The 12950-nt window shown below is 69.7% G+C and carries 10 protein-coding genes and 1 pseudogene; 9 read left to right on the top strand and 2 right to left on the bottom strand.

Annotated elements, in window-relative coordinates:
* Positions 1–89 precede the first annotated feature (89 nt).
* Both AAG688_RS04835 and AAG688_RS04830 read right to left on the bottom strand, forming a co-directional pair.
* The gene (locus AAG688_RS04835; RefSeq protein ID WP_411834228.1) at positions 90–2309 is read right to left on the bottom strand and encodes a DUF5916 domain-containing protein; all 2220 of its coding nucleotides are present in this window, start codon (positions 2307–2309) and stop codon (positions 90–92) included.
* Between the two features lie 114 nt (positions 2310–2423).
* The gene (locus tag AAG688_RS04830) at positions 2424–2891 is read right to left on the bottom strand and encodes an SET domain-containing protein (protein WP_411834227.1); all 468 of its coding nucleotides are present in this window, start codon (positions 2889–2891) and stop codon (positions 2424–2426) included.
* A 292-nt stretch (positions 2892–3183) separates the two neighbouring features.
* Between AAG688_RS04830 and AAG688_RS04825 the strand changes: the two are divergent.
* The 9 genes and pseudogenes from AAG688_RS04825 to AAG688_RS04785 form a co-directional block, all read left to right on the top strand.
* Positions 3184–3633, top strand: a pseudogene (locus AAG688_RS04825) (SUF system Fe-S cluster assembly regulator); the annotation flags it as partial.
* Between the two features lie 30 nt (positions 3634–3663).
* A complete protein-coding gene (gene sufB / locus AAG688_RS04820) occupies positions 3664–5133 on the top strand; it encodes a Fe-S cluster assembly protein SufB (protein ID WP_411834933.1) in 1470 nt (489 codons plus the stop codon).
* 104 nt (positions 5134–5237) lie between these two features.
* Entirely contained in the window at positions 5238–6002 is a 765-nt protein-coding gene (gene sufC / locus AAG688_RS04815; protein WP_411834226.1) for a Fe-S cluster assembly ATPase SufC, read from the top strand.
* Positions 6003–6150: 148 nt separating this feature from the next.
* Positions 6151–7410 carry a Fe-S cluster assembly protein SufD gene (sufD, locus tag AAG688_RS04810; protein WP_411834224.1) on the top strand — a complete coding sequence of 420 codons (1260 nt, stop codon included), beginning with the start codon at positions 6151–6153 and terminating at the stop codon, positions 7408–7410.
* The gene (locus AAG688_RS04805) at positions 7407–8663 is read left to right on the top strand and encodes a cysteine desulfurase (protein WP_411834223.1); all 1257 of its coding nucleotides are present in this window, start codon (positions 7407–7409) and stop codon (positions 8661–8663) included. Before sufD ends, AAG688_RS04805 begins: the two co-directional genes overlap by 4 nt.
* A 190-nt stretch (positions 8664–8853) precedes the next feature.
* Complete coding sequence (locus AAG688_RS04800) at positions 8854–9393, top strand: GNAT family N-acetyltransferase (RefSeq protein WP_411834221.1); 540 nt, start codon at positions 8854–8856, stop codon at positions 9391–9393.
* Positions 9390–9722: a non-heme iron oxygenase ferredoxin subunit gene (locus AAG688_RS04795; RefSeq protein WP_411834220.1), complete on the top strand. Its 333-nt coding sequence runs from the start codon at positions 9390–9392 to the stop codon at positions 9720–9722. The genes AAG688_RS04800 and AAG688_RS04795 overlap by 4 nt, the downstream gene beginning before the upstream one ends.
* 102 nt (positions 9723–9824) lie before the next feature.
* Positions 9825–10226, top strand: coding sequence for a hypothetical protein (locus AAG688_RS04790; RefSeq protein ID WP_411834219.1), 402 nt, complete (start codon positions 9825–9827; stop codon positions 10224–10226).
* A 160-nt stretch (positions 10227–10386) separates the two neighbouring features.
* Positions 10387–12642, top strand: coding sequence for a TonB-dependent receptor (locus tag AAG688_RS04785; protein WP_411834218.1), 2256 nt, complete (start codon positions 10387–10389; stop codon positions 12640–12642).
* The last annotated feature ends 308 nt before the right edge of the window (positions 12643–12950 follow it).

Raw genomic sequence — 12950 nt, 5'->3', positions numbered from 1 at the left:
CCGTTCACGAATCCCTCTCCCGCTTGCGCGAGAAGGTGTCCCGAAGGGACGGATGAGGGCGCCTTGGCGCGCAGGGGCTTTCCCCCGCCTCAAAGCCCGAAGCGGTAGCTCAGCTTGACCATCAGCTGCTCGTCGTCGCGCAGGCGGAAACTGTCGCGCAGGGCGTCGTCGATGCCGTCGGCGCCTGCCGCCTGCTCGTAGCCGCCGCGCGCATAGACCACGTACAGGTACGACAACGGCGCCAGTTCGTAGCGGTAGCGGACCTGGAAGCCGAGATTGCGCACGCGGAAATCGTCGATGGCATCGGCCGCGGCGATCGCCTCGCCCGACGGCTCGAAACGCCAGGCGCCATGCGCCCGCGCGCCGATGCCGATGGCCTGCAGCTTGACGCGCAGTTCCTGGCGATCGTCCAGGGTCCAGTCCAGGCCGGCGCTCAGCTTGGTTTCGCGGCCGCTGAAGGCACCGACCAGGTCGCCCTGCGCCGGTCCCTGCCAGATCAGCCAGTCCGGCCGGCGGATCACCGCCAGGCCGGCGTTGAGGCTGAAGGCGTCGTTGATGAAATAGGTGGCGCCGTACCAGAGCGCCGAACCCAGCTTGTGGTTGCCGGCCAGGCCGCCGCCGAAGATCTCCACCTCCGCGTTGTGCGCCCAGCGGCCCTTGCGCGGGCGCTCGTACTCGTAGAAGGCGTTGAAGTTGGCCGGCAGCCGGACGATGCCGTTGCCGCGCAGCAGGGTGTCGCTGATGCCGGCGCTGTTGACGTTGACCTGCGCGTATTCGTAGCCGCCGTTGCGCAGCCGGCCTTCGCGGCTCATGCGGAACTGGTCGTTGAGCTTCTCGCCGTGGTTGTTGTGGCTGCTGCCGATCCGCCAGCGCCAGTCGGTGGAGGCGTAGCGCGAGGCTTCCGGCAGGTCGGCGAAGCGCTTGCGCACCTCCCAGTGCAGGTAGTTGGTGCTGTTGCGCGACAGGTAGCCGAAGTCGTTGATCTGCAGGTCGCTGCCGAAGTGCATGGCGATCCACTGCTGGCGCCAGCCGCGATCCATCTCGTAGTCGGCCCACACGGTCGCGCCGACGTCCTGCGTGCGCTCGCCGGCCTGCTCGATGCGGCTGCCGAGCACGCGGCTGCGGACGTTCCAGCGCGCGGTCGGCCGCCAGTTGTGGTCCACGCCCAGCACGGTGGCCTCGCGGTCCCGCCACGGATCGTCGACCCGGGTCAGCATCGCGCCGAGGTTCTGGCCGTCGAAATCGCGCACCAGCCGCAAGGCCTGGAACGAGCGTCCGGTGGCGCCGGCCTCGTCGGCGGCGAACACGCCGTAGTTCGCCTGGCCCAGGCTGCCGTTGAACTTGACCGCGGCGGTGATGTCGCCGGTGCTGCCCACGCGCCGCGTATACAGCTGCTGGCTGAAGTCCGAGGGCGTGGTCAATTCGAAGATGCCCTGGTTCTCGGTGAAGAACGGGCGCTTGTCGCTGACGAAGGTCTCGGTGGCGCTGAAATTGACCACCAGGTCGTCGCTTTCCACCTGGCCGAAGTCGGGCTTGAGCGTGGCGGTCAGCTGGAAGCGGCCGTTCGGCTTCCAGAACACGTCCACGCCGGCGTTGAAGTCGCTGCCGCCGCCGACGTTGTCGTGCAGCGCCGAGGCGTAGGGCGTGACCGCCAGCAACGACTGGTCGTAGCGCGGCACGGTGATCGGCGCGAAGTCGGACAGGAAGCGCGGGCGCTCGAAGCTGGCCACCGGCCAGGCCATGCGCTCGCCGGTGGAGCCGATGACGCGCGCCAGGAACACCTTCAGCGTGCGCTGGCCGTCCCTGCCGTCGCGCATCGGCGCGATGTGCCACGGGATCCGCAGTTCCACCGACCAGCCGTGCTCGTCCTCGCCGACCGCGTGCTGCCACAGCCCGTCCCAGTCGTTGCTGAACTGGTTCTCGTTGGTGATGATCTCGTCGGCGACGCCGCCGGTCGAACTGACGGTGAAGGCGTAGCCGGTGCGGCCGTCGCCATCGAAGTCGATGAACACGTTGACGCGATCCACCTGCTCGTCGAAGTCGCGCTGCACCTTCTGCCGCGTGCGCGGCACCCCGGCCGGCTGGGCGTTGTGGAAGGCCACCGCCAGCCCCTCGGGCGTGGCCATGATCCAGGCCTCGGTCGGCAGCGAGCCGGGCTCGCCGTTGAGCGGCTGGACCTTGCGGAAGTCGGTGAAGCGCTGCGCGCCCTGCCATTCGGCCGGATCGATGCGGCCATCGATGTCGACGGCCCCGGCGGTGGCGCAGGGCAGGCCCAGCACGAGCAGGGCGACGAGGCGGCGTGGCGGCATGGGGAACGGTCCATCGTGGGCAGGCGGCGCGCACGATAGCGCCTGCCGGCGCGCCCCGCCCCTGCCGTCGGTCATTCCAACCTTTCCGCTGCCTCCGGCATCGGTGCCGGGGATTCAGCGCTTGGGCTGCAGCATCGTCCCGGTGCACTTCCTGCTGCCGCAGCGGCAGGCCCAGATCTTCTTCAGCCGCGCGGTGTGCGGCTCGCCCAGGGTGATGCCGTAGTTGTAGGTCAGTTCCTCGCCGGGCTTGATGCTGCGGATGGCCTCGATGAACACCTTGTCCTTCCTGCGGTCCTTGCCCTCGTGCTCCTCGATCACCGCCTCGCAGTTGGGGCTGCAGCTGTGGTTGATCCAGCGCGCCGTGTTGCCGCGGTAGTTGGCGTCGATGACGTATTCGTCGTTGAGCGTGAACAGGAAGGTATGCCCGGAATCGACGTCGCCGCTGTCGTCGGCGTCCACCGCCTCGTGCGTGCGCCGCGTGCCCTTGTACTCGACGATCCGCTCGCCCTTCTTGATCGGCGCGATGGCGAACACGCCATTGCCGTGGATGTCGGACTTGCGGGCTTCGATCTTGCTGGGCATGCGCGGGGCCATCTGGGGGAAAGGAAGCGCCGATTCTCGCTCATGGCCCGCCATCCCCCAAGCCCCGCGCATCCGCCACCGGGCAGGACGTGTGGGAGCGACGTGAGTCGCGACAACGCCTGTTCCACATTCCACGATGATTCCCTGGGCAAACCGGTACGCCTGTCGCGACTCACGTCGCTCCCACGGGGCGCCCCACTCCGGGCTGAAGGCCGGAGTGGGGGCCGGTTTGAGCCGGCCGGAACAAAAGCGTACAATTTCGGTCCGCTTTAGCAGAATCCTTCCCGCCGCCATGCTCCGCGTCACCAAGCTGACCGACTACGCCACCGTGGTCCTGACCGTGCTCGCCGCGCGGCCGGGGCAGGTGCTGAGCGCTGCCGACCTGGCCGAGGCCTCCGGCCTGGAGCCGCCCACGGTCAGCAAGCTGCTCAAACCGCTGGCCCAGGCCGGGCTGGTCGCCGGCCTGCGCGGCGTGCGCGGCGGCTACCGGCTGGCGCGCGACGCCGGCGACATCAGCCTGATCGAGATCGTCGAGGCGATGGAAGGCCCGCTGGCGATGACCGAATGCAGCCAGCCGCAGGGCCAGTGCGGCATCGCTCACCAGTGCGGCGTGCGCTCCAACTGGCGGCTGATCAACGACGTGGTCGCCGACGCACTGCGCGGCGTGACCCTGGCGCAGATGCTGCGCCCATCCCTCCCCCCGACATCGGCCCGGCGCCGCGGCGTTCCATCGCCGTGCGCATGGCCACCCGCTGAACCCACAGGCAGCCCGATGGCCACCGAAACCACCCTCGACACCGCCCCGCCGAAGAACGCGCAGATCCTGGAACAACTGGGTCGCCGCTACGACGCCGGCTTCGTCACCGACATCGAATCCGACTCGCTGCCGCCCGGCCTGGACGAGGACATCATCCGCGCGCTCTCGGCCAAGAAGGAGGAGCCGGAGTGGATGACCGATTGGCGCCTGGCCGCCTACCGGCACTGGCTGAAGATGCCGATGCCGCACTGGGCCAAGCTGAAGATCGCGCCGATCGACTTCCAGGCGCTGAGCTACTACAGCGCGCCGAAGGGGCCCAAGTACAAGTCGCTGGACGAGGTGCCGAAGGAACTGCTGGACACCTACGACAAGCTCGGCGTGCCGCTGCACGAGCGCGCCAAGCTGGCCGGCGTGGCGGTGGACGCGGTGTTCGACTCGGTCTCGGTCGGCACCACCTTCCGCAAGGAACTGGCCGAGAAGGGCATCGTGTTCTGCTCGATGTCCGAGGCCATCAAGGACCACCCCGAGCTGGTGAAGCGCTACCTGGGCACGGTGGTGCCGGTGGGCGACAACTACTTCGCCGCGCTGAACTCGGCGGTGTTCTCCGACGGCAGCTTCGTGTTCATCCCCAAGGGGGTGCGCTGCCCGATGGAGCTGTCCACCTACTTCCGCATCAACGCCGGCCACACCGGCCAGTTCGAGCGCACGCTGATCATCTGCGAGGACAAGGGCTACGTGTCCTACCTGGAAGGCTGCACCGCGCCGATGCGCGACGAGAACCAGCTGCACGCGGCGGTGGTCGAGCTGGTCGCGCTGGAGGACGCCGAGATCAAGTACAGCACGGTGCAGAACTGGTATCCGGGCGACGAGGAAGGCCGCGGCGGCATCTACAACTTCGTCACCAAGCGCGCGCTGTGCCAGGGCGCGCGCAGCAAGGTGACCTGGACGCAGGTGGAGACCGGCTCGGCGATCACCTGGAAATACCCGTCCTGCGTGCTGCTGGGCGACGATTCGGTGGGCGAGTTCCACTCGGTCGCGCTGACCCACCACCGCCAGCAGGCCGACACCGGCACCAAGATGATCCACCTCGGCAAGCGCACCAAGTCCAAGATCGTCAGCAAGGGCATCAGCGCCGGCCGCGGCCAGAACACCTACCGCGGGCTGGTCAAGGTGGACCGCAACGCCGACGGCGCGCGCAACTACACCCAGTGCGACAGCCTGCTGATCGGCAAGCAGTGCGGCGCGCACACCTTCCCCTACATCGAAGTGAAGAACCCCGGCGCGACCGTCGAGCACGAGGCCACCACCTCCAAGATCTCCGACGACCAGATGTTCTACTGCCGCGCGCGCGGCATCAGCCAGGAGGACGCGGTGTCGATGATCGTCGACGGCTTCTGCAAGCAGGTCTTCCGCGAGCTGCCGATGGAGTTCGCGGTCGAGGCCAAGAAGCTGCTGGAAGTGTCGCTGGAGGGGTCGGTCGGCTGAAGCCGACCGGGATTCGGGATTGGAGATTAGGGATTCGCAACTGCCCGCTCCCCCGACTCCCCCTACCGATTTGAACGAATCCCCAATCCCCAATCCCCAATCCCATGCTCAAGATCGAAAACCTCCACGCCAGCGTCGCCGGCCGTGAAATCCTCAAGGGCCTGTCGCTGGAGGTGAAGCCCGGGCAGGTGCACGCCATCATGGGCCCCAACGGCGCCGGCAAGTCCACGCTGGGCAACGTGCTGGCCGGCCGCGAGGGCTACGAGGTCACCGCCGGCGTCGTCGAGTTCGACGGCAGGCCGCTGCTGGAGCTGGAACCGGAGGAGCGCGCCGCCGCCGGCGTGTTCCTGGCCTTCCAGTACCCGGTCGAGATTCCCGGCGTCAACAACACCTACTTCCTGCGCGCCGCGCTCAACGCCCAGCGCAAGGCGCGCGGCGAGCCCGAGCTGGACTCGATGCAGTTCCTGAAGCTGGTGCGGCAGAAGCTGGCGGTGCTGCACCTGAAGGACGAGCTGCTGCACCGCGGCGTCAACGAGGGCTTTTCCGGCGGCGAGAAGAAGCGCAACGAGATCTTCCAGCTCGCCGTGCTGGAACCGAGGCTGGCGATCCTCGACGAGACCGACTCGGGCCTGGACATCGACGCGCTGAAGACCGTGGCCGAGGGCGTCAACGCGCTGCGCGCGCCGGATCGCGCCTTCGTCGTCATCACCCACTACCAGCGCCTGCTCGACTACATCAGGCCGGACGTGGTGCACGTGCTGGCCGACGGCCGCATCGTCCAGTCCGGCGGGCCGGAGCTGGCGCTGGAGTTGGAGCAGCACGGCTACGCCTGGCTGAAGGACCGCGTCGCGCCCGAGAAGGTGGCGTGATGCGTGCACGACGCCCTCCCTTGACCCGTCATCCCCGCGCAGGCGGGGACCCAGTGACTTCGACTTTTGCTTCACTCACCGAAGGAGCAAGTCGCCGGCTCCCCGCCTGCGCGGGAACGACGGCTCCATCGACCTCGGCGAACCATCCATGAGCGCCCTGCTCGACTCCCTGGCCACCGCCTTCGACGGCGACGCCGCGCGCCGCGGCCTGCTCGACGAAGCGCTGCGCGGCGGCCTGCCCGGCCCGCGCAGCGAAGCGTGGAAGTACACCTCGCTGCGTGCGCTGGAGCGCCGCGCATTTACTGCTGCGCCGGTCGAGCCGGCTGCAATCGACGCCCGCCTGCTGGAAGGCATCCCTGCGCCGCGGCTGGTCTTCGTCAACGGCCGCCATGCCGCCGCGCTGTCGGACACCACGGGCCTGCCGGCGGCGGTGCAACTGCGGCCGCTGTCCACGGCCCTCGAGGAGGGCGCTGTACCGGGCCTCCCCGAACGCCGCTACGCGCGCAGCGAGGACGTGTTCGCCTGCCTCAACACCGCGCTGGCCGGCGAAGGCGCGCTGCTGCGCGTGCCGGCCGGCACCGCGGTCGAGACGCCGCTGCACCTGGTCTTCGTCTCCGTCCCGGGCGAAGGCGACCATGCCTGGCACCACCGTCATCTGCTTGAACTGGGCGAAGGCGCATCGCTGTCGCTGGTCGAGCACCACCTGCACGCCGGCGACAACGCGCACCTGGGCAACACCCTGCTGCACGTGCGCCTGGCCGAGCGCGCGCGCCTGATTCATGCGCGCATGCAGGACGATGCCGCCGGCTTCACCTCGCTGCTGCGCACCGAGGCGACGCTGGCGGGCGAGGCCGAATACCACCGCGTCGATCTCGAACTCGGCGCGGCGCTGTCGCGCCACGAGCTCAACGTGCGGCTGGAAGGCGACCGCGCCCGCCTGACCGCCAACGGCGTGCTGCTCGGCGACGGCCGCCGCCACGTGGACACCCGCCTGGGCATCGAGCACGCCGCCCGCGACACCGCCGCCGGCCTGCTGTGGCGCGGCGTGGCCACCGACCGCAGCCGGGTGGTGTTCCACGGCGGCATCCGCATCCACGCAGGCGCCGACGGCACCGACGCGCAGCTGTCGAACAAGAACCTGCTGCTGTCGGCCAACGCCGAGATCGACACCCAGCCGGTGCTGGTCATCGATGCCGACGAGGTTCAGGCCGCGCACGGCGCCACCGTCGGCCAGCTCGACGCCAACGCGCTGTTCTATCTGCGCTCGCGCGGGCTGCCGCAGGCGCAGGCGCAGCGGCTGCTCAGCGCCGCGTTCTGCCACGAGCCGCTGCGCGCGCTGGACGGCCCGCTGGCGCAAACGCTGGCCGCCGCGCTGGACCGCGCGCTGGACTCGGCGGGGGTGGCATGAGCGCGCCGCATCCGCACTCCCGCGCCGACGGCGACGGCGCACCCGACTGGGCGCGGGTGCGCGCCGGCTTCCCGCTGCTGGAGCGGCAGGTGCACGGCAAGCCGCTGGTCTACTTCGACAACGCCAACACCGGGCAGAAGCCGGCGGCGGTGATCGAGGCGGTCGACGATTTCTACCGCCGCCACAACGCCAACGTCAGCCGCGCGGTGCACGCGCTGGGCACCGAGGCCACCGAATCCTACGAGGGCGCGCGGGCGAAGCTGGCGCGCTTCCTCAACGTGCGCGGCGACGAGTTGGTGCTGTGCAGCGGCACCACCTTCGCGCTCAACCTGGTCGCCTATTCGTGGGCGCTGCCGCGGCTGGAGGCCGGCGACGCGATCCTGGTCTCGCGGATGGAGCACCACGCCAACATCGTGCCGTGGCAGCTGGTGGCCGCGCGCACCGGCGCGACCGTCAGGGTCGCCGAGATCACCCCCGACGGCGCGCTGGACCTGGACGCGCTGCGCGCGGCGATGACGCCGGAGGTGAAGCTGCTGGCGGTGACCCACGTCTCCAACGTGCTCGGCACGGTCAACCCGGTGCGCGAGATCTGCCGCGAGGCGCGCCGGCGCGGCATCGTCACCGTGGTGGACGGCTCGCAGGCCGCGCCGCACCGGCGCATCGACGTGGCCGCCATCGGCTGCGACTTCTACGCCATCACCGGCCACAAGATGTGCGGCCCGACCGGCACCGGCGCGCTGTGGGCGCGGCGCGAGCACTTGCTGGCGATGCCGCCGTTCATCGGTGGCGGCGAGATGATCAAGGAAGTCAGCTTCGACGGCACCGTGTTCAACGATCCACCGCACAAGTTCGAGGCCGGCACGCCCAACATCGCCGGCTTCGTCGGCCTGGGCGCGGCGGTGGACTACCTCGACGCGCTGGGCATGGAGCACGTCGAGGCGCGCGAGGCCGAACTGCTGGCGCACCTCGACGAGGAACTGACCCGCATCGAGGGCCTGCGCATCTTCGGCACCGCGCCGGACAAGGCGGCGGTGGTGTCGTTCCTGATCGAGGGCGCGCATTCGCACGACCTGGCCACGCTGCTGGACCTGGAAGGCGTGGCGGTGCGCTCGGGCCAGCATTGCGCGCATCCGCTGCTGCAGTACTACGGCGTGGCCGCGACCTGCCGCGCGTCGCTGGCGTTCTACAACACGCACGAGGAGATCGAGCGGTTCGTCGCAGCGCTGCGCAAGGTGCGCGGCTTGCTGGGTTGATGGGACAGCGGAGCAAGCTCCGCTCTACATCATCTCCTGTAGAGCCGAGCTTGCTCGGCTGCCTTGGCTTCACGCGGCGGACAGCAGCGGAGCAAGCTCCGCTCTACGATCCTCCTGTAGGGCCGAGCTTGCCCGGCTGCGCTTTGGCTTCACGCGGCGGACAGACATCGGCTCCCGTAGAATCCTCCGCATGCTGACCCTGACCTTCCGCACCGCCACCAGCGACGACGTCGACGCCCTCGTCGCGCTGGTCACCTCCGCCTACCGCGGCGAGGCCAGCCGCGCCGGCTGGACCACCGAGGCCGATTTCCTCGACGGCGCGCGCATCGATCCCGACGTCCTGCGCCAGGACATCCTTCGCCCGCGCAGCCTAGTGCTGGTGGTCGAGCGCGACGGCCGCCTCATCGCCTGCGCGCACATCGCCGAGGAGGACGGCGCCGGCTATTTCGGCATGTTCTCGGTCAGCCCGGATCTGCAGGGCGGCGGCATCGGCAAGGCGCTGCTGGAGCAGGCCGAGCGCACCGTGCGCGACGAATGGCGCCTGCCGGCGATGCGCATGACCGTCATCGACCTCCGCGAAGAACTCATCGCCTTCTACCAGCGGCGCGGCTACCGGCGCACCGGCATCCACAAGCCCTTTCCCTACGGCGATGCGCGCTTCGGCATTCCGCTGCGCGACGACCTGCGCTTCGAGGTGCTGGAGAAGGATCTGAGCGGAGCGTCGGCATGAGCGAGACCTGGACCTTCGTCTGCGCCACCGGCGAACTGCTGCCCGGCGAGATGCGCAGCGTGTTCGACGAAGTGACCGGCGCGCCGATCCTGGTGGTCAACCTGGACGGTGATTTGTACGCGCTGGAGGATCGCTGCAGCCACGAGGACTTCGACTTGGCCTCCGGCGTGCTGGATCCGGCCGAAGGCAGCATCGAATGCGTGCTGCACGGCGCCCGCTTCGACGTGCGCGATGGCCGCGCGCTGTGCGCGCCGGCCTACTCGCCGGTCCCCAAGTTCCCGGTCAGGCTGGAGCACGGCGGCGTCTGGACCCGCGACGATCGGCAGTGAGCACGGCGACGAATCGAAGCCCTTGTTGTAAACGCGAACCATTCTCACTACTCTGTGCGGCCTTGCCGGGAGCATGAAGCCCCCGGCCGCTTCCGGTCCGCCATGACTCCTCCCGCGTCCCCGCCGCCAGCTTCGCTCGCCGCCGCGCTGATCAAGGCGACGGCACGGCTGCTGCTGGCGATGGCGCTGTACGGCGGCGTCCCCGGGGGCGCGACGGCCATGCAGGCCGACGCCGTGCGCGGGTGCGTCGCGGCGACGTTCGATCATGCATCGCGCACCGCCGAGGCGGCCCCGCCCGGCGGCCGGACCCTGCTTGTTGCAGGCCCTGCCTGCATCGCCGGCGAAGGCAATCCCGCTTCCACTCCCGAATGCGCCACGCCGCGCGCCGCGCAAACCGTCGCACGGCGCAGCGCCGCGCCGGCGCCGGCCGCGCCCGGCGAGGCCGCGCGACCCGTTTCCAGGCACCCGTCCTACCGCGGACGCGCTCCACCCCGCCTGGTCTGACGCCAGCCCCGCGCACCGGCCCCTCTCCCCGCTCCGCGCCCAGCCAGCCCTCCCCTCCTGCCGCCTCCCGAGGAAGCGGCGGGCACCCGTCCGCGTTCCCCGCGCCCGCCGCTGCCGCCGCCAGCGGGCGACTTTCGTCCACCCTTCCGAGCAGACCCCAATGAACCCACGCCTGTCCCCCCTTGCCTCCGCCCTGCTGCTGGCCTTCTCGATGCCGGCCATCGCCGACACCGTTGCCGAAACCGTCGCCGACGGCGCCGACACCGCCAGCAGGAAGGCGGTCGAACTGGACACCATCGAAGTGCACGAGGACCGCATCGCCAAGCCATCCTCGGCCAAGTACACCGAGCCGCTGCGCGACACCCCGCAGACCATCACCGTGGTCACCAAGGCGGTGATGGACCAGCAGAACCTGCTGGGCCTGCGCGACATCCTCAGCACCCTGCCGGGCATCACCTTCGGCGCCGGCGAGGGCGGTGGCGGCTACGGCGACAGCATCAACCTGCGCGGCTTCAGCGCCAGCAGCGACATCACCATCGACGGCGTGCGCGACAGTGCGCAATACACCCGCAGCGACAGCTTCAACCTGGAATCGCTGGAACTGATCAACGGCGCCAATTCGGCGCATTCCGGCGCCGGCTCGGTCGGCGGCAACATCAACCTGGTCAGCAAGACCGCGCGCGAGGGCGATTTCAGCGCGTTCACGCTGGGCGCCGGCACCGCCGACTACGCCCGCGCCACCGCCGACCACAACATCGACTTCGACAACGGCCAGGCGCTGCGCCTGAACGCGATGGCCCACCGCAACGACGTGCCGGATCGCGACGTCGAGCGCAACGAGCGCTGGGGCTTCGCACCGTCGTTCGCCATCGGCCTGGGTTCGGACACCCGCTTCACCCTCGGCTACCTGCACCAGCACGACGAGAACGTGCCGCAGTACGGCCTGCCCTATTTCGCCGCCTATGGCGGCCTGCTGCCGGGCGTGGACCGCGAGAGCTATTTCGGCTACCGCAACATGGACATCCAGGAGATCGACGTCGATGCACTGACCGGCGTGTTCGAGCACGACTTCGGCGCCGACACCACCCTGCGCAGCCTGGCGCGCTACCAGAAGGTCGATCAGTTCATCGTCGTCAACCCGACCCAGGGCGCCTGGTGCCTGGACAGCGGCATCAACCCGGCCAACGGCGCGGCCTGCGCCAACCCCGGCACCTACCAGCCGAGCGGCCCGCGCGGCAACACGCGCGACAGCAGCAACGCCATCGCGGTCAGCCAGACCGATTTGACCACGCGCTTCAGCACCGGCGCCGTCGAGCACGCGCTGGTGGCCGGCGTGTCCTTCACCCACGAGACCTACGATCTGGACACCGGCAACAGCCAGCGCACCGCGGCCGGCGTCGCGCCGACCTACCCGGCGATGGACCTGCACCGCCCGGACAACCTCTACACCGGCCCGGTCAACTACATCCGCTCCGGCCTGACCGAGGGCGAGCTCAGCAACCAGGCGGCCTACGTGTTCGACACGCTGAAATTCGGCCCGCAGTGGCAGCTCAACCTGGGCGCGCGCTACGAGCACAACGAGGGCAGCACGCGCTCCACCACCTTCGCCACGCCGGCGGCCGGCGGCGCGGTGAGCGTCGGCCCGTCCTTCGTCAACGAGGACGACCTGTTCTCCTACCGCGCCGGCCTGGTGTTCAAGCCGGTCGAGCAGGGCACGTTCTACCTGTCCTACGCCAACAGCAAGACGCCGTCCAAGGCTTCGGTCAACGGCGCCTGCACCGCGCAGACCTGCGAGGTGGATCCGGAAACCGCGATCAACCTCGAGCTCGGCAGCAAGTGGAGCGTGCTCGACGATCGCCTGGCGCTGTCGGCGGCCGCGTTCCGCAACGAACGCCGCAACTACAAGGTCGCCAGCGGCGATCCCGCGCAGCCGGAGCAGCAACTGGACGGCCGCGCGCGCGTGCAGGGCCTGGTGCTCGGCATCGCCGGCAACATCACCCGCGCATGGTCGGTGTTCGCCAACTACACCTACCTGGACAGCGAGGTGCTGCAGAGCGTGTCCGACCACGTGCGCGACACCACCGGCATCGATGCCCAGGCCGGCAATCCGCTGGCGAACACGCCGGAGCACTCGGCCAGCGCCTGGAGCACCTACCGCACCCACGGCTGGACCTTCGGCTACGGCCTGACCTACCAGGGCGACTTCGTCACCGCCAGCACCGCCAATGCGCCGCGCGTGAAGAGCTACACCGTCCACCGCGCGATGGCCGGCTACCAGGTCAGCGATCGCCTCAGCCTGCAGTTGAACCTCAACAACGTGTTCGACAAGCAGTACTACACCCGCGTGCGCAACAACGGCTGGGCCACCCCGGGCGATGCGCGCTCGGCGGTATTGACCGCGACCTACCGCTTCTGAGGCCCCGCGGGCACGGCAGCCCCGGTCCGCCCCGGCGCGGGCGGGCCGGGGTCGCCCTCCCTGCTGTCCGGACCGTTCCGGCGTTCTTCACCCGTCTGGCCGGGCGAAGAGAATGAGAACGCCTCTTGTTTACAGATACGATTGATTTTCGTTAAACTTTGCCCATTGTCGCGGTCCGCCGGGCCGCCTTGGGGGCAATCGTGTCCAGCCAGCATCCATTCCCGCGGCCCGCGAGGGCAGCCTGCACCGCTTGCGGAACATGCGGGTGGATGCCGCCCGTGACGCCGGCGCTGCCGTCGGCCCTGGCG

Origin of the sequence: Pseudoxanthomonas mexicana (assembly GCF_046736355.1) — a bacterium.
In the GTDB taxonomy this organism is placed as follows: domain Bacteria; phylum Pseudomonadota; class Gammaproteobacteria; order Xanthomonadales; family Xanthomonadaceae; genus Pseudoxanthomonas_A; species Pseudoxanthomonas_A mexicana_B.
This window is presented reverse-complemented; position numbering and strand designations above follow the sequence as displayed.